The 16,665-nt window shown below is 72.3% G+C and carries 18 protein-coding genes; 9 read left to right on the top strand and 9 right to left on the bottom strand.

Annotated elements, in window-relative coordinates:
• The first annotated feature begins 43 nt into the window (after positions 1-43).
• Genes ACFUPX_RS00515 through ACFUPX_RS00505 form a run of 3 tightly spaced genes read left to right on the top strand, consistent with a single transcriptional unit; the run spans position 44 to position 3,233 of the window.
• Positions 44-1,654 (top strand): alpha-amylase family glycosyl hydrolase, encoded by a 1,611-nt coding sequence (locus ACFUPX_RS00515; RefSeq protein WP_383313540.1) that lies wholly within the window; start codon positions 44-46, stop codon positions 1,652-1,654.
• Positions 1,655-1,707: 53 nt separating this feature from the next.
• Positions 1,708-2,403, top strand: coding sequence for a TetR/AcrR family transcriptional regulator (locus ACFUPX_RS00510; RefSeq protein WP_383313539.1), 696 nt, complete (start codon positions 1,708-1,710; stop codon positions 2,401-2,403).
• Positions 2,404-2,420: 17 nt separating this feature from the next.
• Positions 2,421-3,233 (top strand): SDR family NAD(P)-dependent oxidoreductase, encoded by an 813-nt coding sequence (locus ACFUPX_RS00505; RefSeq protein ID WP_383313537.1) that lies wholly within the window; start codon positions 2,421-2,423, stop codon positions 3,231-3,233.
• A 25-nt stretch (positions 3,234-3,258) separates the two neighbouring features.
• Here ACFUPX_RS00505 and ACFUPX_RS00500 read toward each other — a convergent pair whose 3' ends face one another.
• Positions 3,259-3,888 carry an isochorismatase family protein gene (locus ACFUPX_RS00500; RefSeq protein WP_383313535.1) on the bottom strand — a complete coding sequence of 210 codons (630 nt, stop codon included), beginning with the start codon at positions 3,886-3,888 and terminating at the stop codon, positions 3,259-3,261.
• Positions 3,881-5,080 (bottom strand): amidohydrolase family protein, encoded by a 1,200-nt coding sequence (locus ACFUPX_RS00495; protein ID WP_383313533.1) that lies wholly within the window; start codon positions 5,078-5,080, stop codon positions 3,881-3,883. The genes ACFUPX_RS00500 and ACFUPX_RS00495 overlap by 8 nt, the downstream gene beginning before the upstream one ends.
• Positions 5,081-5,262: 182 nt before the next feature.
• Between ACFUPX_RS00495 and ACFUPX_RS00490 the strand changes: the two genes are divergently transcribed.
• The gene (locus ACFUPX_RS00490) at positions 5,263-5,553 is read left to right on the top strand and encodes a DUF1232 domain-containing protein (RefSeq protein WP_383313531.1); all 291 of its coding nucleotides are present in this window, start codon (positions 5,263-5,265) and stop codon (positions 5,551-5,553) included.
• Here the strand turns inward: ACFUPX_RS00490 and ACFUPX_RS00485 are convergent.
• The 3 genes from ACFUPX_RS00485 to ACFUPX_RS00475 all read right to left on the bottom strand — a co-directional run bounded on the left by ACFUPX_RS00485 (position 5,524) and on the right by ACFUPX_RS00475 (position 8,068).
• On the bottom strand, positions 5,524-6,243 hold the full coding sequence (locus ACFUPX_RS00485) for a DUF2470 domain-containing protein (protein WP_383313529.1): 720 nt from the start codon (positions 6,241-6,243) through the stop codon (positions 5,524-5,526). The two genes, ACFUPX_RS00490 and ACFUPX_RS00485, sit on opposite strands and share 30 nt — an antisense overlap.
• A gap of 110 nt (positions 6,244-6,353) precedes the next feature.
• Positions 6,354-6,983 (bottom strand): MBL fold metallo-hydrolase, encoded by a 630-nt coding sequence (locus tag ACFUPX_RS00480; RefSeq protein WP_383313527.1) that lies wholly within the window; start codon positions 6,981-6,983, stop codon positions 6,354-6,356.
• Complete coding sequence (locus ACFUPX_RS00475) at positions 6,983-8,068, bottom strand: S-(hydroxymethyl)mycothiol dehydrogenase (RefSeq protein ID WP_383313525.1); 1,086 nt, start codon at positions 8,066-8,068, stop codon at positions 6,983-6,985. Before ACFUPX_RS00475 ends, ACFUPX_RS00480 begins: the two co-directional genes overlap by 1 nt.
• Before the next feature lie 186 nt (positions 8,069-8,254).
• Between ACFUPX_RS00475 and ACFUPX_RS00470 the strand changes: the two genes are divergently transcribed.
• A complete protein-coding gene (locus tag ACFUPX_RS00470; protein ID WP_383313523.1) occupies positions 8,255-9,055 on the top strand; it encodes an ABC transporter permease in 801 nt (266 codons plus the stop codon).
• 10 nt (positions 9,056-9,065) lie between these two features.
• Positions 9,066-9,557 (top strand): glutathione peroxidase, encoded by a 492-nt coding sequence (locus ACFUPX_RS00465; protein ID WP_383313521.1) that lies wholly within the window; start codon positions 9,066-9,068, stop codon positions 9,555-9,557.
• Between the two features lie 22 nt (positions 9,558-9,579).
• On the opposite strand, the gene ACFUPX_RS00460 is transcribed toward ACFUPX_RS00465, so the two are convergent.
• The gene (locus ACFUPX_RS00460) at positions 9,580-10,473 is read right to left on the bottom strand and encodes a helix-turn-helix domain-containing protein (RefSeq protein WP_383313519.1); all 894 of its coding nucleotides are present in this window, start codon (positions 10,471-10,473) and stop codon (positions 9,580-9,582) included.
• Positions 10,474-10,570: 97 nt separating this feature from the next.
• Between ACFUPX_RS00460 and ACFUPX_RS00455 the strand changes: the two genes are divergently transcribed.
• Positions 10,571-11,365, top strand: a complete 795-nt coding sequence (locus ACFUPX_RS00455; RefSeq protein WP_383313516.1) for an NAD(P)H-dependent oxidoreductase — start codon at positions 10,571-10,573, stop codon at positions 11,363-11,365.
• Between the two features lie 9 nt (positions 11,366-11,374).
• Here the strand turns inward: ACFUPX_RS00455 and ACFUPX_RS00450 are convergent, their stop codons facing one another.
• Both ACFUPX_RS00450 and ACFUPX_RS00445 read right to left on the bottom strand, forming a co-directional pair.
• A complete protein-coding gene (locus tag ACFUPX_RS00450; protein ID WP_383313514.1) occupies positions 11,375-12,202 on the bottom strand; it encodes an NAD(P)H-binding protein in 828 nt (275 codons plus the stop codon).
• 131 nt (positions 12,203-12,333) lie between these two features.
• Complete coding sequence (locus ACFUPX_RS00445) at positions 12,334-13,035, bottom strand: restriction endonuclease (protein WP_383313512.1); 702 nt, start codon at positions 13,033-13,035, stop codon at positions 12,334-12,336.
• Positions 13,036-13,187: 152 nt separating this feature from the next.
• Here ACFUPX_RS00445 and ACFUPX_RS00440 point away from each other — a divergent pair, with 152 nt between their 5' ends.
• Complete coding sequence (locus tag ACFUPX_RS00440; protein WP_383313510.1) at positions 13,188-14,372, top strand: D-alanyl-D-alanine carboxypeptidase family protein; 1,185 nt, start codon at positions 13,188-13,190, stop codon at positions 14,370-14,372.
• A 33-nt stretch (positions 14,373-14,405) separates the two neighbouring features.
• On the opposite strand, the gene ACFUPX_RS00435 is transcribed toward ACFUPX_RS00440, so the two are convergent.
• Entirely contained in the window at positions 14,406-14,819 is a 414-nt protein-coding gene (locus ACFUPX_RS00435) for an SsgA family sporulation/cell division regulator (RefSeq protein WP_383313508.1), read from the bottom strand.
• Positions 14,820-15,030: 211 nt separating this feature from the next.
• Between ACFUPX_RS00435 and ACFUPX_RS00430 the strand changes: the two genes are divergently transcribed.
• Positions 15,031-16,572 carry an ATP-dependent DNA ligase gene (locus ACFUPX_RS00430; RefSeq protein ID WP_383313506.1) on the top strand — a complete coding sequence of 514 codons (1,542 nt, stop codon included), beginning with the start codon at positions 15,031-15,033 and terminating at the stop codon, positions 16,570-16,572.
• Positions 16,573-16,665: the final 93 nt, after the last annotated feature.

The following is a 16,665-nucleotide window of genomic DNA, read 5'->3' as shown; positions in this document are numbered from 1 at the left end:
CACCTCGGCCGCATCCGATCGAGAGAAAGGCCGCACCCGTTCCATGACTTCGTTCCGTCCCGCCCCCGCCTGGCTCTCCGAGGCCGTCTTCTACCAGATCTATCCGCAGTCCTTCGCCGACTCGGACGGCGACGGCATCGGCGACTTCAACGGCATCACCGCCCATCTGGACCACCTCGCCCGGCTGGGCGTCAACGCCGTCTGGATCAACCCCTGTTTCGCGTCGCCGTTTCGCGACGCGGGGTACGACGTCTGCGACTACCTCTCCGTGGCCCCGCGTTACGGCACCGAAGACGACTTGGCCGAGCTGGTGCGCGAGGCGGGGCGGCGCGGCATCCGGGTCCTGCTCGACCTGGTGGCCGGGCACACCTCCGACCGCCATCCGTGGTTCACCGCGTCGTCCTGCGACCCGGACGACCACCGCTACATCTGGACGCGCGAGGGCCGTCCGGACGGATTCGTAGCGTCGCCCGGAAGCCGCTCCGGCGCGTATCTGCCGAACTTCTTCGACTCCCAGCCCGCCCTCAACTTCGGCTACGCGCGCATGGATCCGGCCGAACCATGGCGCCAGAGGGTCGACGCCGACGGCCCACGCGCCAACCGGGCCGCACTGCGCGAGATCATGGACCACTGGCTGCGCCTGGGCCTCGCCGGGTTCCGCGTCGACATGGCGCACTCCCTCGTCAAGGACGACCCGGACCGCACCGCGACCGCCGCGGTCTGGACCGAGCTGCGCGGCTGGCTGGACGCCGCCCACCCGGAGGCGGTGCTGCTCTCGGAGTGGGGCGATCCGGCCGTGTCCGTGCCCGCCGGGTTCCACGCCGACTTCTTCCTCCAGTTCGGCGGCCCCACCAACGGCGGCCCCCTGCGCTCCCTGTGGAACAACGGCGAGGGCACCGCCTCCGAGGACTGGGACCCCGTCGACTGCTTCTTCGACCCGAGCGGCAGGGGCTCGGCCCGTACGTTCGTCGAGGCGTGGCGCGCGGCCCACGAAGCCATCGGGGATGCCGGGCACGTGTCGCTGCCCACCTCCAACCACGACTTCTCCCGCCTCAACTGCGGCCCGCGCACCGCCGAGCAGCTCCCCGCCGCGTTCGCCTTCCAGCTGACCTGGCCCACGCTCCCGGCGATCTACTACGGCGACGAGATCGGCATGCGGTACGTCCCCGGCCTTCCCGACACCGAGGGCAGCGTGCTGGGCCCGCGCTACAACCGGGCGGGTTCGCGCACGCCCATGCAGTGGGACGACAGCGCGAACGCCGGCTTCTCCACCGCCCCGGCCGACCGCCTCTATCTCCCCGTCGACCCCGACCCCCGGCGCCCCACCGTCGCCGCCCAGGAGGCCGACGACGCGTCCCTGCTGCACCTCGTACGCCGCCTGATCGCCCTGCGCAAGGCCTCCCCGGAGCTGGGCCCCGGCGGTTCGGTGGAGGTGCTGCACAGCGGCTATCCCTTCGTGTACGTCAGGGGCGGGCGCCATCTCGTGGTGATCAATCCCCGCAGCACACCGGCGGCGTTCACCACCGATGTCGTGGGCGATGTGGGTCCGCGGGCCCTGGAGGCCCACGGAGTGGAGGCCGCGAGCGGCGTCGTCACGGCGCGGGGATTCGGGTACGGCGTCTTCGATCTGCGTCCCGCATCGGCCACCGATTAAGTCCCAACGGGACAGGTGTCCCACTGGGACATCACGGGTGTACAGTCGAAGACATGAACAAGGCGACGGAATCCGGCTCAGGAGTCCCGGCCACGGACGCGGGAGTCCCGGCCACGGACCGGGGCGGCGAGGACCGCAGGCAGCGCAAGGCCCGGCAGACCCGGGAGGCGCTGGCCGACGCGGCCATCGACCTGATCCTGGAGCACGGCCTCGCGGCCGTCACCGTGGAGGCCGTCGCCGAGCGGGCCGACGTCACGCGCCGCACCTTCAGCCGCCACTTCGGCAGCAAGGAAGCCGCCGCGCTCGACTTCACCCGCGCCGACGGCGACCGCATCAACGCGGCCCTGCGCGTCCGCCCCGCCGACGAGCCCCCGCTGGCCGCCTATCGCGCGGCCGTCCAGGACTGGCTCGCCGACCCGGCGGCGCCGGGCCTGCACCGCCGGTCCCGGACGCGGGCGCTGCTCGCGCTCGTCGACACGGAGCCCGCCCTGTTCGCCGCGTACGAACGCGTCCGGGTCGACGCCCAGGACGAGTCCGTCCGGATCATCGCCGACCGGCTCGGCACCGACCCCGCCCGGGACCAGCGCCCGGCCGTCGTCGTCGGCGCCGCCGCCGGAGTGCTGACCGCGGCCCTGCGCAGCTGGGCACGCGGTGGGCACGGACACGACGCAGACCTCGCCGCACATGTGGAGCAGGCCTACGCCGTCCTGACCGGAGAGGCCGCCCTCGCGGCCCCCCACATCGGATGAGGAAAGTGAAGAGCACCATGAGCACCACCCCCGCCACCACCTCCACCCCCGCCACCGACTCCAGCGCCGTCCCCGACTACGCCACCGAGTTCGCGGGCAAGACCGCCCTGGTCACCGGCGCCGCGTCCGGCATCGGCCTGGCCACCGCCCGCCGCCTGGGCGCGGGCGGAGCCACCGTCGTCATCGCGGACTACAACGCCGAGGGCGCGGAGCAGGCCGCCGCGCAGCTCCTGGCGGAGGGCGTCAAGGCCGCCGCGGTCGCCGTGGACGTCACCGAGCCCGCGTCGGTCGAGGCCGCCGTGCGGTTCGCCGTCGACACGTTCGGCGGCCTGGACCTCGCGGTGAACAACGCGGGCATCGGCGGGGAGAGCAAGCCGACCGGTGAGTACGACATCGATGTCTACAACCGCGTGATCCGCACGAACCTCGACGGCGTCTTCTACTCGATGCGCTATGAGCTCCCCGTCCTGGAAGCCGCGGGCGCGGGCGCCATCGTGAACGTCGCCTCGATACTCGGCTCGGTCGGCTTCGCGGGCTCCCCCGCCTATGTCGCCGCCAAGCACGGCGTGGTCGGCCTCACCAAGACCGCCGCCGCCGAGTACGCCGCGAAGGGCATCCGCGTGAACGCGGTCGGCCCCGGCTTCATCGAGACCCCGCTCCTGCAGAAGATGGAGAAGGACGCGTACGACGCCCTCGTCTCCCTGCACCCCGCGGGCCGCCTCGGTCACTCCGAGGAGGTCGCCGAGCTGATCGTCTTCCTGCTCTCGGAGCGGGCCTCGTTCATCCACGGCAGCTACCACCTGGTGGACGGCGCGTACACCGCCCGCTGATCCCCTCTCCCCACTCCCACCTGGTCTACGGCTTGGTGAAATCGAGGTCCTGGGCCCTCGCGACGATCTCCACCTCGTCGCCGAGGGCCCATTCGGCCACCCGGGACACCATCGCCGCCGGGACCATGTCGCTGATGCCGTCGGCGGCCGGGATGTCGTACGTGGCGTGCGCGTCGTGCGGCAGGACGACGCGGAAGTCCAGCTCAAGGGCGGTCCGCGCGGTCGCCATCACGCACATCTCGGACTGCACCCCGCAGATGGCCAGGTCCCGTACGCCCGCTTCGGTGAGCAGGTCCGCGAGTCCGGTCTCCTCGAAGCCGTCGTCGACGGTCTTGCGCAGGACTCGCTCGCCCCGGTCGGCGTTTGTGGGGAGGTGGATCTCCCAGCCGGGCGTGCCGGGTTCGTCGGCGCCGCCCGGCTCGCCGTCGTTCTGGAGCTGGACGACGAGGGCGCCCGCGGCGCGGGCCCGCGTGATCAGGTCGGTCGTCCGGTCCAGGACGCGGGCCGCTTCGGGCACGGCGCCGTCCCCGGTGACGAAGGCGGACTGCAGGTCGACGACGATCAGCGCCTGGACGGGCTCGACGGGATGCGGCCGGGTGGGTTGCGGATGGGCGGGACGCGGCTTCGTGGGATGGTCCGATGATGGCTCACTCATGGTCCACCATCTTGCCGTTCGCCATGATCAGCCGTACGTCGCCCAGGGCCTCCACGTCCTTGAGCGGATCGCCGTGCACCGCGATCAGGTCGGCGCGATAGCCCGCGGCCAGGCGTCCGACGTGGTCGGCGATGCCCAGGGCGTCGGCGGCCTCCGTCGTCGCCATGTCGATGACACGGCTGGGTTCGATGCCCAGGTGCTGGTAGAAGCCGAGGCTCTGGGCCAGGCCGTCGCAGCCCGCACGCTGGACTCCGGCGTCCGTCCCCGCGATCAGCCGCGCGCCGTGCTCCGCCATCGTGCGGACCTGGTCGAACATGGCCTTGGCCCGTTCGGCGCCGAAGAACATGGGCAGCATCCGCCAGTTCGGGCTGATCGTGGGGCAGATCCGGATGCCCTTGGCGACGATGGCGTCCAGGACGTCCTCACGCAGATCGAATCCCTTGCGCGTCATCCACGTGCAGTGCTCGATGGTGTCGACGCCCGCCATCACGGCGGCCACGATTCCCGCGGTGCCGTGTCCGTGGGCGGCTACCGGCAGACCGGCGCGGTGCGCCTCGCGGACGATCGTGCGCAGGCCGGGGGCGTCGAACTGGCTCTGCCAGGTGGCGGGGCCGCCTTTGGTGAGGCCGCCGCCGGTGGCCATGACCTTGATGACGTCCGCGCCGAGCTCGGCGTTGCGCCGCACCAGGTCGCGGATCTCGCCCTCTCCCTCGACCTCGCCGCCCAGGAACCAGCAGTGGCCGCCTTTGGTGGTCAGCGGTGTCGTGGCGGCGACGATCCGCGGGCCCGGCACCCGGTGCGCGGTGATCTCCTCGCGCAGGCGCAGGGTGAGGCGGCCCCGGTCGCCCAGATCGCGCACCGTGGTGACACCGCTGCGCAGGAACTGGAGCGCCCGCTCCTCCATCGCCGCCATGAGGGTGGCGTCGCTGTGCGCGTCCAGGACCGCGACGGGGTCCTTGCTCGCGTCGAAGACCAGGTGGACGTGGGCGTCGATGAGTCCGGGCAGCACCGTGGCTTCGGGCAGCGCGAACCGCTGCGACACGCCGCGTGCCAGGGGCTCGACCTCGGCCCGGGTGCCCGCGGCGACGATGTCCGCGCCCTGCGTCAGTACGGCGCCGTCCGTGACGTACTGGCCACCTGGCCCGGTCAGAACCCGCCCTGCCGTGAGCAGCGTCTGGCTCGTCTGGCTCATCTCTGCCTTTCCAGGAAGGAGTTGGAGGAGCTGGCGTGATGCCGGCCTCCATAGTCCGTCATGGAAGGATTCGGGGCGGGATGTTCGCGCGGCGTCCTGCGGGTACCCATAGCCTGGGCCGAGTGCCCGCACCGGACGTCGCACGATGTCACGGGATGTCGCTGGACGGAGGTCAGGGTCTGATGAGCACGGAAGTCACGGTCCTCCTTGTGGCGGGCGCGGTACTGGTGGTCGCGACGCTCGCGGTCGCGATCACGCTGCTCGTACGCCTGATTCGCACGCGGCGCACGCTGCGCGCGGCGGGGCTGCCGGTCGAGCGCCAGTGGGTGTTCTGGGGCGCGATCGCCTATCTCGTCCTGCCGGCCGATCTGCTGCCCGATCCGGTGTTCCTCGACGACATCGGGGTGCTCGTGCTCGCGCTGCGGTCGATGAAGTCGGCGAATTCAGGCCTCGGGCGACGTGGGGCGCAGTAGGGGACGGCGCAGATGCCGGGCTTTGGTCAGCAGGAGGTGCATGCGTTCGGTCACCTGGGCGACGTCCTCGACGGGTTCGTCGAAGGCGAGCCGGACGTCGGCCTGGCTGCGGGCCTTCTCGAGGCGCAGCGTGAGGGCGTAGCGGTCGATGGCCAGCGGGCGTACGCGCACCACGCCGTGCAGGCTGTCCGCGCAGACGAGTTTGGTCAGCTGCTCGACGGCGTCCTCGTGCGCTTCGGCGAGGTGGGTCAGCAGCCGGGACTCGGCCTCGGCCAGCGGATCGGGGGCCGCCAGGGCGAGTTCGTCGAGGTCGATGCCGATCCGGCCGCCGGTGGCGTCGTGCAGGACGGCGCAGGTCGGCGCGAAGATGAATCCCTCCCCGTCGGGCACCAGTGACCCCGAGAGCCAGAGCCGGGCCCTGATCCGGTCCCTCACCGGCACGGGGGCGACGTCGGCGAACTCGACCAGGGTGGACGGTTCGCCGCGCGGCGCGCAGATCATCGCGGTGGCGAGCGCACTGTCGGGGGGCGGGGACAGCAGGAGGATGCCCTCCGGCGTGACGCTGTGCGCGCCGACGAGTTCATCCCTGCCGATCTCCGTGGTCACCGCGCAGGACCACGCGGTGGTGAGCAGTGAGCGAGCGCGTGCCGCTGCGGTGGGCACGGACGTGCTGGCGTGACGGACACCCATCCTTGAACCTCCATTAGGTAAGCCTTGCCTAACTTATCGGAGATCGCGGGACAGGGCCAGTACGCGAAAGGCCCCGCGCGGTGAACCACGCGGGGCCGCGATCGGCGCGGTCAGTGACCGCGGGCGATCCACTCCTCCAGGTGCGGCGCCTCCGCGCCCACGCTCGTGCTGTCGCCGTGCCCGGTGCGTACCTCGGTCTCCGGGGGCAGCGTCAGGAGCCGGTCCCTGATCGAGTCGACGATCGTCGGGAAGTCGCTGAACGACCGGCCCGTCGCTCCGGGTCCGCCCGCGAAGAGCGTGTCGCCGGTGAAGACCGTGCCGAGCGCGGGCGCGTAGACACTGACGGCGCCCAGGCAGTGGCCCGGGGTGTGCAGCACCTTCAACTCCGTTCCCGCCACGGTGAGTTCCTGCCCGTCGGACAACTCCCCGTCGGGGGCGCGGTCGGGGTGGGTCTGCTTCCACAGCTCCGCGTCGGCGGGGTGCAGCAGGATCGGCGCGCCGGTGCGCTCTGCGAGCGCGGGGGCCGCGTCGATGTGGTCGTCGTGCGCGTGGGTGCAGATGATCGCGACGACCCGGCGCTCGCCGACCGCGGCCGCGATGGCGTCCGCGTCGTGCGCCGCGTCGATGACGACGACCTCGCTGTCGTCCCCCACGATCCATACGTTGTTGTCGACGTCCCAGGTGCCCCCGTCGAGGGAGAACGTGCCCGAGGTGACCAAGTGGTCGATGCGCGCGGCCATCAGAAGACCACCACCGAACGCAGGACGTCCCCGTGGTGCATCCGCTCGAACGCCTTCTCCACGTCTGCCAGGGCGATCGTCTCCGTGACGAAGGCGTCCAGGTCGAGGCGCCCCTGCTGGTAGAGGTCGATGAGCATCGGGAAGTCGCGGGAGGGCAGGCAGTCGCCGTACCAGCTCGACTTGAGGGCGCCGCCGCGCCCGAAGACGTCCAGGAGCGGCAGATCGATGCGCATCTCCGGCGTGGGCACCCCCACCAGGACGACCGTGCCCGCCAAGTCGCGGGCGTAGAAGGCCTGTTCGTACGTCTCCGGGCGGCCGACCGCCTCGATGACGACGTCGGCCCCATTGCCGTCGGTCAGCTCGCGGATCGCCTCGACCGGGTCCCCGGAGCGGGAGTTGACGGTGTGGGTGGCACCGAGGCTCTTGGCCGTCTCGAGCTTCTTGTCGTCGATGTCGACGGCGATGACCTTCGCGGCTCCGGCGAGCCGCGCGCCGACGACCGCCGCGTTGCCGACGCCGCCGCAGCCGATGACGGCGACCGAGTCGCCCCGGCCCACGTTGCCGGTGTTGATGGCGGCGCCGATGCCGGCCATGACACCGCAGCCGAGGAGCCCCGCCGCGGCGGGGGACGCGGCCGGGTCGACCTTGGTGCACTGTCCGGCGGCGACGAGGGTCTTCTCCGCGAAGGCGCCGATGCCGAGCGCGGGCGAGAGCTCCGTGCCGTCCGTGAGGGTCATCTTCTGCTTGGCGTTGTGCGTGTCGAAGCAGTACTGGGGGCGCCCGCGCAGGCAGGCGCGGCACTGGCCGCACACCGCGCGCCAGTTGAGGATCACGAAGTCGCCGGGGGCGACCTCCGTGACGCCGTCGCCGACCGACTCGACGACGCCCGCCGCCTCATGGCCGAGGAGGAAGGGGAAGTCGTCGTTGATGCCGCCCTCGCGGTAGTGCAGGTCGGTATGACAGACCCCGCAGGCCTGCACCTTCACCACGGCTTCGCCGGGCCCCGGGTCCGGCACGACGATCGTCTCGATCCGTACCGGCTCGCCCTTCGCGCGCGCGATCACGCCCTGTACCTGCTGCGCCATGAGGTCAGCCCCTCTTTCTTTCTGTCCGGTCCGGCTTCCGTCGACAGTTGCTCGTCCGGCATCACATGGTTCCTCCCGCATCCTCACAGACCGGGCCCGCCCGCGACGACCCCGGGCGCCCGAGTTCCGATCATCGATTCCCTCCGGTCCCGGTGCGCGGGGCGCGGCGCCGCCTAGGGTGAGGGCGTGCGCGATCTCGCCGCTCAGGCCCTGCTGCCGGTCGACGCGACGCTCGGCGTGGCGCTCCTGGTCCTGCTGCTCGCCGCGGCCACGACGGCCGCCGTGTTCCGCCTCTCCCCCGACAGGTCGTACGGCAGGGCGCGGGAGATCCTGCTGGCCGGGGTGCGGGCGGCGGTGCAGCTGGGCGTGGTGTCCCTGGCGATCGGCTGGGTGATCCACCACGCCGTGGCGCTCTTCGCCTTCCTGCTCCTGATGTTCGCCGTCGCCGCGCGCACCGCGGGTCGCCGCATCACCGCCAACGGCAGCTGGTGGTGGGCTGCGCTGCCGATCGCGGGCCCCGTCGTCCCGGTGGTGACCTGCCTGGCCCTGGCCGGCCTGCTGCCGGTGCGCGGCATCGCGATGATCCCCGTGACCGGCATCCTCATCGGCGGCGCGCTGACCGCGACGGTGCTCGGTGGCCGCCGCGCCCTCGATGAACTCCACTCCCGCAACGGCGAGTTCGAGGCAGGCCTGGCCATCGGCCTGCTCGAAAGGGACGCCCGCCTGGAACTGATCCGCCCCACCGCGTCGGACGCCCTCCTCCCCGGCCTCGACCAGACCCGCACGGTGGGCCTGGTCACGCTGCCGGGCGCCTTCGTCGGCATGCTCCTGGGCGGCGCGTCACCGGTGCTCGCCGGCGCGGTACAGCTCTTCGTCCTGATCGCCCTGACGGCGGTCCAGACGATCGCGGTGGCCACGACCATCGAACTGGTCGCCTGCGGTCGCCTGAACCGGACGCATGCCGCGGCGCGACGTACCGGCGCGTAGGCTCCGGATCATGTCTGTTTATGACGCAGTAGAAATCGACAGCCTCCAGGGTGGACCCGCGGACCTGGGCCAGTACCTCGGCAAGGCCGTGCTGATCGTCAATGTTGCCTCCAAGTGCGGCCTCACCCCGCAGTACGCGGGGCTCGAGCGCCTGCACGAGCAGTACGCGGACCGGGGCTTCGCCGTGCTCGGGGTGCCGTGCAATCAGTTCATGGGCCAGGAGCCCGGTACGTCGGACGAGATCGCCGAGTTCTGTTCGGCGACGTACGGCGTGACGTTCCCGATGACCGAGAAGGTCGACGTGAACGGCGACGACCGGCACGCGCTGTACAAGAACCTCGTGGGCACGGCGGACGCCGAGGGGCACACCGGCGACATCCGCTGGAACTTCGAGAAGTTCCTCGTCGCCCCGGACGGAGCGGTCGCCGCGCGGTTCTCGCCGCAGGCCGAGCCGGACTCCGCCGAGGTCGTCGCCGCCGTCGAGAAGGTCCTTCCGGCCTGACCGGTGGCTGAGCCGCCCGGCCTCATCTCAGGGCAGTGTCCGCGGTGCCGGGCGCTGCCCTGTGACCGAGGCGGGCGAGCGCGTCCGCCTCCGGGCTGCCCTCGCGCGCGCTGAACACGTGCACCACCAGACCCGTCTCACCGGGCGCGGCCGGCACATGCAGGGTCTCGAAGTCGAGGGTGAGCAGCCCGGCCACCGGGTGCCGCAGCCGCTTGCGGCCCGCCGCGCACATCACGACCTCTCCGCTGTCCCAGATCCGGCGGAACTCGGCGCTCTGCCCGGCCAGTTCGGTGATGAGCGCGGTCAGCTCCGTGTCCTTGGGATACCGCCCCGCCGCGACCCGCAGCTGGCCCACGGCCTCCGCCGCCCTGTCCTCCCACTCGGGGTGGACGCCGCGCGCCGCGGGGTCGAGGAAGAGGAACCGGGCGTTGTTCCTGTCGCGGCGCGGGGGTTCGTCAAGGCCGCCCATCAGCTCCGCGCCGAGGTCGTTCCAGGCCACCACGTCGAGCCGGTGGTCGGTCGCGAAGGCGGGCAGCCCGGCCATGGAGTCCAGGATCCGCCGCAGCAGCGGGCTGACCCGGGCCGTGGGCGCCGGGTCGCGCCGGTCGGCGGCCAGCGTGGCCAGGTGCCCGCGCTCCGCCGCGTCGAGGCCGAGCGCCCCGGCGAGCGCGTCGAGCACCTCGGGGGACGGCTGGGTGGCCCGGCCCTGTTCGAGGCGTACGTAGTAGTCCACGCTGATCCCGGCGAGCTGGGCCAGCTCCTCGCGGCGAAGCCCGCGCACCCTGCGGCGACGGCCACCGGCGATCCCGACGTTCTCCGGCGCGACACGCCCCCTGCGCGCACGCAGAAAGCCGCCGAGTGCCCGCCGGGTGTCGCCGATCCCGTCGCCGTTCGTCATCTGGTCCACGCCGTCCATGGGTCAAGTATGCGTGGCCCTGGCAGTACCAGGATCGGCGTTCCGACGGTCGCACAGGGTTCTGGCTGCGCCGGCGACGACGGGAGAACGTGGCCTCATGAACGAAGCACTGCCGCAGCGGCCGAAGAAGATCCTCGTCGTCAGCGCCCATCCGGAACCCCGTTCGCTCAACGCCTCGCTGGCGGCCTTCGCGGTCGAGGAACTGCGGGCGGCCGGCCACGAGGTACAGGTCTCCGATCTGTACGCGATGAAGTGGAAGGCGGCGGTGGACGCCGACGACTTCACCGACCACGTCGCCGACCGGCGGCTGCACGTCATGTCCGCCTCCGAGCGCGACACCCTCACCGGCCGTCTCTCGCCCGACATCGCGGCGGAGCAGGAGAAGGTGCGGTGGGCGGACGCGGTGATCCTGCAGTTCCCGCTGTGGTGGTTCTCGCCGCCCGCGATCCTCAAGGGCTGGATCGACCGGGTGTTCACCGCCGGTTTCGGCTACGGCCCCGCCGTCCCCCCGCCCTACAGCGAGGGCGCCTTGGCGGGGCGGCGGGCGCTGGTGTCGGTGACGGCCGGGGCCCGGGAGTCGTCGCTCTCCGACCGCGGCATCCATGGCCGCCTCGCGGACGTCCTGTATCCGCTCCAGCATGGCCTGTTCTGGTTCACGGGCATGGCGCCGCTCGAACCGTTCGCGGTGTACGAGTCGAACGAACTGCCCCAGGACCGGTTCGCGGCAGCGCGGCGGGCGTACCGGACCCGGCTGGAAGGGCTCTTCACGGATGAGCCGGTGCCGTTCCGGTCGCTCGTCGGCGGCGACTACGACCACGACATGCGGCTGCTGCCCGGCGTGGAGGCGCCCGGGACGAGCGGCCCGGACCTCCACATACGGCCGCGCGGCTGAGCGAGGCCGCTACTTGAACGCGGCGGCGTTGCGCGCCGCCCAGTCGGCGAACGTACGGGGCGGGCGGCCGAGGACCCGCTCGACGTCCGGGCTCACGCGCTGCTCGTCGGCGGTCGGTGTGCCCAGGACGGCGAGCGTGGAGTCCACGACCTGCGCGGGCATGAACCGCGTCAGCTGCTCCCGGGCCTCCGCACTGCTCTGCTCGACGAACCGCACCTCCTCGCCGATCGCGTCGCCGATCGCCGCCGCCTGCTGCCGGGGAGTGAGGGGCGCCGGTCCCGTCAGTACGTACGTGGCGCCCGCGTGGCCTGGTTCGCGCAGCGCCGCCGCCGCGACCTCCGCGATGTCGGTCGGGTCGACGACCGGAAGCGCCGTGTCGCCGAACGGCGCGCTCACCGTGCGCCGCTCGCGGACCGGCCCGGCCCACAGGAAGGCGTTGGAGGCGAAGCCTCCGGGGCGCAGCATCGTCCATCGCGGGGCCGACTCCTTGACGGCGTCCTCGTACCGCGAGGGGTGGCGCCGCGTCCCGACGCCCTGGGAGGAGAGCAGGACGACCCGTCCGACACCGCCCGCCCGTGCGGCGTCCAGGACGCCGTGCACATGTCCTCCCGCGAGCATCAGATCGCCCGAGGTCAGCAGGAACAGCGCGTCGGCCCCGTCGAGCACGGGCGCCAGCCCTTCCGGGTCGGCCACGTCGGCCCGATGGTGCCGTACACCGTCGGGGACGTCCGACTCCCCTATGCGGCGCGAGACCGCCGTCACCTGCTCGCCCGCCGCCACAAGGGCCCGCACGAGCGGCCTTCCGACATTGCCCGTAGCTCCGGACACCACGATCATCTTCGCTCCCGTTGTTCGTTCTCGGTCGACTCCACGGAAGCTATCGGCGCCGGGTCAGTAGGTACCTAGGGGAAAGTAATGGGGAGAGGGGGTCATCGTGACCGACCTCACAACTCCCCTTGTGTGCGGCGCTATCCGTACGTCTTCTTCCACCGCGCCCGGTGCCGCGTGTCCCCCTGGCCCGTACCGCTGACCCCCAGCAGCGACTCCAGCGAGGCGCCGCTGTTCCACAGGCCCAGATGGTCCCGGTGCACGGTCACGATGCCGTGCCCCGCCGCGAAGGTCTCCGAGGGGCGGCTGAACCGCGTGGTCGTCACGAAGATCGCCACATCGGCGCCGAAGTGCACCCGCGAGCCGAGGAGATCGCGCAGTTCGCGGCTGGCGATGGTGCTGCTCGGCGCGTAGCGCTTGCACTGGACGACCATGCTCCGGCCGTCCGGGAGCCGCCCGACGACATCGGCGCCGTTGTCCCCCGCCCCACCCACGCGGCGTACTTCGGTGCACCCGTCCCTGCGGCACAGGCCCGCGACCAGCTCCTCGAACTCGGTGCCGGTCATCGCGTCCACCTGCGCGAGCGTCCGGTGCCCCGCGCGCACCGCGTCCTCGCGCCGCCAGGCCACATCACGGCCGCGCGCCATCCGGTCCGTGCGCCACAGCCACCACCCGGTGAGGCCGAGGCCGCCGAGGATCAACACCCCTGCCGCGTAGGGCCAGACCGCCGACCAGAACACCACCACCAGGAGCAGCAGCAGAGCGCCGCCCACCGAGCCGGTCCTGCGCCGCGCCTCCCGGCGCCTGCCGGCCGCCGTACGCCGTCCCCGTCGAGCGGTCATCGAAGCCCCCTCCGCCGTCCCCTGCCCAGCAGTGTGGGCAGGGGACGGCGGGTTCGGGAAGAGCGCACGCGCACACGGTCGGCGGCCACCCCGTACATCCAGCCGGACCAAGCTGACCTGCGGGCTTCGGGGCGCGCTCATACGGTGGCTGAATGGCCATCAGGTACCTCCCGCGCTCCTCGTCCGTCCGCACCGCGGCCCTCGCGCTCGCCGCCCTGGTCCTCCTGCCCACACCCTTCTCGGCGGCCGCGGCCGAGCCCACGCCGCCCAAGCCCGGTCCCGCGTACACCTCGGACCTCCTCGACCGGCCGGGTGTCCAGGCCCGTCCCGGCGTCGGCGCCCCGGCCGTCCCGGCCGACGTCTCGGCGCTCTCCTGGGTGGTGGCCGACGCCCGTTCGGGCGAAGTGCTCGCCGCCTACGACGCGCACCGGCAACTGCCCCCCGCCTCCACCCTGAAGTCGCTCTTCGCCCTCACCGCGCTGCCCCACCTGGACGCGGTGGCCCGGCACAGGGTCACCCAGAGCGAGCTCGACGACGTCGGTGACGGCAGCAGCCTGGTGGGCGTGGAGGCGGGGCGCAGCTACAGCGTCGCCGACCTGTGGCGAGGCGTGTTCCTCAGCTCCGGGAACGACGCCGTGCACGTCCTTGCCGGGCTCAACGGAGGCTGGCAGCAGACCGTCCGGCAGATGCGTGCCAAGGCCCGCTCACTGGGCGCCCGCGACACCCATGTCGTCTCCCCCGACGGCTACGACGCGGAGGGCCAGGTCTCCTCGGCGTACGACCTGGCGGTCTTCGGCCGGGCGGGGCTCGCGGACCCGCAGTTCGCCCGCTACTGCTCGACGTCGGTCGCCAAGTTCCCGCACGGCAACTGGTCCTATCCCATCCAGAACACCAACCGCCTGCTCACCGGAGCCGACGGTGTGGGCCGCTATCCGGGCCTGCTGGGGATCAAGAACGGCTACACCACCCACGCGGGCAACACGCTCATCAGCGCGGCGCAGCGGGGCGGGCGCACTCTCGTCGTGTCGGTGATGAATCCGCAGGTCAGCGGCGGGTACCGCGTGTATGAAGAGGCCAGGACGCTCCTCGACTGGGGGTTCGAGGCGGCGGGGCACGTCAGGCCGGTGGGTTCGCTGCTGCCCAAGAGCGAGGAGCAGGGCACGGCGCAGGGCCCCGCGCCCGCCGCCGAGCTCGCCGCCCACGCGGTGGATCCGGACGGCTCGGACTGGACCGCGATCCTTCTCGTCGCCGCGGGGTCGGTGGCCCTGATCGCGGGTGCGGTGGTGGTGATCCGGCGGCGGGCGGCCCGTGCCTGCCGTGTGCCGGGACGCCAGTAGGGGCTCGGGGGGGCGTCCGGGTGGCCGTAGCGCTCAGACCCCGCCCAGCAGGCGGGCCAGATCCTGGTCGAGGTCGAGCCCCGCGCTCTCACGCCCCGCCCGCACGACCGCGTACGTACGCACCAGGAATCGCCGCAGCACGGCTCTGTCGAACTGCACCAGGGCAAGACCCTTCGGCGCGTGGAACTCAAGAACCGTGCGGGCCCGCCCGCACGGCCAGATGTGCACGTCACCGCCGCCCGCGGGGGCATCGAGCCCCTCCTCCAGGAGCTGGCGGGCGAAGATCCAGGTGACCTCCGCACCGTCCAGGGAGGCCTCCGGCGGAAAGCAGATCTGGACGGCCAGGGGATCGTCGGCCGCGTAGCGCAGGGTCACCGGCAGGGTGCGCTCGCGGCCTTCAGGGGTGATCAGGCGGGCGCGGGCGGGCTGCTCAAGGGTGACGGCCATGATCGAACTCCTGTTCCGGCGCAGCTGCCGCTGCTCGCTCTGCTTTCTTCCTGTCTGTTCGAGTCCGCGAGGAGGTGTTTCATTATGCGACACACGGGCCTATCTGTGTGACCTGCGCCACTTTCGCATGCGGCTGTAGCGGCTCCGGCGCCGGAGCGGCAGGATGCGGGCCCGGTTTCGGGACGGGGCGGCACCGGGGAAAGGAAACCGCATGCTCCTAGCCCGCCTCGCCCACGTGTCCGCCACCGTGTCCACCACCCCCGCCCGCTCCCAGAAGATCACCCTGCTCGCCGACCTCTTCCGCGCGGCCACCCCCGCCGACGCCCCCATCGTCATCCCCTACCTCGCGGGACGTCTCCCCCAGGGCAGGCTCGGCATCGGCTGGAGCCTGCTCAAGGAGCCACCCCCGGCGGCCGTGGAACCCACCCTCACCGTTCAGGCCACGGACGCCGCCCTCACCGCCATCGGCGCCCTCTCCGGGCAGGGGTCCCAGGGTGCGCGCAAGCAGCTGGTGCGGGAGCTGATCGGGGCGGCCACCGCCGAGGAGCAGCGGTTCCTCTTCGGGCTGCTGACCGGTGAGGTCCGCCAGGGGGCGCTCGACGCCATCGCCGTGGAGGGGCTCGCGCGGGCGACGGAGGCCCCGCCCGCCGCCGTGCGGCGCGCGGTGATGCTCGCGGGGGCGGTGACTCCCGTCGCCGAGGCCCTCCTCGCGAGGGGGCCGGGCGCTCTGGAGGAGTTCCGGCTCAGCGTCGGGCGGCCGGTGCTGCCGATGCTCGCGCACGGGGCCGTGTCCGTCACGGAGGGCGTCGGCAAGCTGGGCGGGCCGTGCGCCGTCGAGGAGAAGCTGGACGGCATCCGCGTCCAGGTGCACCGCGACGGCAGCGACGTCCGCGTCTACACCCGCACGCTCGACGACATCACCGACCGGCTGCCCGAACTCACGTCCGCCGCGATGGAGTTGGAGGGCGACACCTTCATCCTGGACGGGGAAGTGATCGCGCTCGACGGCGACGGCAGACCCCGCCCCTTCCAGGAGACCGCGGGCCGGGTCGGGTCCCGTGTCGATGTCACCGGCGCCGCCGCCGGACTTCCCGTCTCACCCGTCTTCTTCGACGTGCTGTACGCCGGGGAGCAGGACCTGCTCGACCTGCCGTTCGCCGAGCGGCACACCCACCTGGCGCGGCTCGTCCCCGAGCCGATGCGGGTGCGGCGGACCGTCGTCGACGACCCCACCGACGAGGCCCAACTCCGCGCCGCCGAGGAGTTCTTCACCGACACGCTGCGCCGCGGCCACGAAGGCGTCGTGCTCAAGGCGCTCGACGCGCCGTACGTCGCCGGCCGGCGCGGCGCGAGCTGGCTCAAGGTCAAGCCCGTACACACCCTGGACCTCGTGGTCCTGGCCGCCGAGTGGGGGCACGGGCGGCGGACCGGCAAGCTCTCCAACCTCCATCTGGGCGCCCGGCGCGACGACGGGACGTTCGCCATGCTCGGCAAGACCTTCAAGGGCATGACCGACGTGATGCTCGCCTGGCAGACCGAGCGGCTGCGTGAGCTCGCGACCAGCGACGACGGCTTCCTCGTGACCGTACGCCCGGAGCTCGTCGTCGAGATCGCCTACGACGGGCTGCAGAAGTCCACCCGCTATCCGGCAGGCGTCACGCTCCGCTTCGCCCGGGTCGTCCGCTACCGCGAGGACAAGTCGCCCACGGAAGCCGATTCCGTCGCAACGGTGCTGGCGGAGCGTCAGCCTTAGTCGTAGCGCGGCACCTCTACCACCAAGTTCAGGCAAAGAACGGGCCGATAGGGTGACCTTAACGCCGTATTGACGCCCATCAGCCAATCAGCA

It is taken from the genome of Streptomyces sp. NPDC057302 (assembly GCF_042667685.1).
Lineage (GTDB): Bacteria > Actinomycetota > Actinomycetes > Streptomycetales > Streptomycetaceae > Streptomyces.
The sequence above is the reverse complement of the archived record's forward strand: the minus strand, read 5'-3'. Positions and strand labels throughout refer to the sequence as shown.

What these genes read in the sequence shown, in the direction of transcription:
- ACFUPX_RS00515 (WP_383313540.1), top strand. Translation starts at nt 44, where the DNA reads ATGACTTCGTTCCGTCCCGCCCCCGCCTGGCTCTCCGAGGCCGTCTTC.
- ACFUPX_RS00510 (WP_383313539.1), top strand. Translation starts at nt 1,708, where the DNA reads ATGAACAAGGCGACGGAATCCGGCTCAGGAGTCCCGGCCACGGACGCG.
- ACFUPX_RS00505 (WP_383313537.1), top strand. Translation starts at nt 2,421, where the DNA reads ATGAGCACCACCCCCGCCACCACCTCCACCCCCGCCACCGACTCCAGC.
- ACFUPX_RS00500 (WP_383313535.1), bottom strand. Translation starts at nt 3,888, where the DNA reads ATGAGTGAGCCATCATCGGACCATCCCACGAAGCCGCGTCCCGCCCAT.
- ACFUPX_RS00495 (WP_383313533.1), bottom strand. Translation starts at nt 5,080, where the DNA reads ATGAGCCAGACGAGCCAGACGCTGCTCACGGCAGGGCGGGTTCTGACC.
- ACFUPX_RS00490 (WP_383313531.1), top strand. Translation starts at nt 5,263, where the DNA reads ATGAGCACGGAAGTCACGGTCCTCCTTGTGGCGGGCGCGGTACTGGTG.
- ACFUPX_RS00485 (WP_383313529.1), bottom strand. Translation starts at nt 6,243, where the DNA reads ATGGGTGTCCGTCACGCCAGCACGTCCGTGCCCACCGCAGCGGCACGC.
- ACFUPX_RS00480 (WP_383313527.1), bottom strand. Translation starts at nt 6,983, where the DNA reads ATGGCCGCGCGCATCGACCACTTGGTCACCTCGGGCACGTTCTCCCTC.
- ACFUPX_RS00475 (WP_383313525.1), bottom strand. Translation starts at nt 8,068, where the DNA reads ATGGCGCAGCAGGTACAGGGCGTGATCGCGCGCGCGAAGGGCGAGCCG.
- ACFUPX_RS00465 (WP_383313521.1), top strand. Translation starts at nt 9,066, where the DNA reads ATGTCTGTTTATGACGCAGTAGAAATCGACAGCCTCCAGGGTGGACCC.
- ACFUPX_RS00460 (WP_383313519.1), bottom strand. Translation starts at nt 10,473, where the DNA reads ATGGACGGCGTGGACCAGATGACGAACGGCGACGGGATCGGCGACACC.
- ACFUPX_RS00455 (WP_383313516.1), top strand. Translation starts at nt 10,571, where the DNA reads ATGAACGAAGCACTGCCGCAGCGGCCGAAGAAGATCCTCGTCGTCAGC.
- ACFUPX_RS00450 (WP_383313514.1), bottom strand. Translation starts at nt 12,202, where the DNA reads ATGATCGTGGTGTCCGGAGCTACGGGCAATGTCGGAAGGCCGCTCGTG.
- ACFUPX_RS00445 (WP_383313512.1), bottom strand. Translation starts at nt 13,035, where the DNA reads ATGACCGCTCGACGGGGACGGCGTACGGCGGCCGGCAGGCGCCGGGAG.
- ACFUPX_RS00440 (WP_383313510.1), top strand. Translation starts at nt 13,188, where the DNA reads ATGGCCATCAGGTACCTCCCGCGCTCCTCGTCCGTCCGCACCGCGGCC.
- ACFUPX_RS00435 (WP_383313508.1), bottom strand. Translation starts at nt 14,819, where the DNA reads ATGGCCGTCACCCTTGAGCAGCCCGCCCGCGCCCGCCTGATCACCCCT.
- ACFUPX_RS00430 (WP_383313506.1), top strand. Translation starts at nt 15,031, where the DNA reads ATGCTCCTAGCCCGCCTCGCCCACGTGTCCGCCACCGTGTCCACCACC.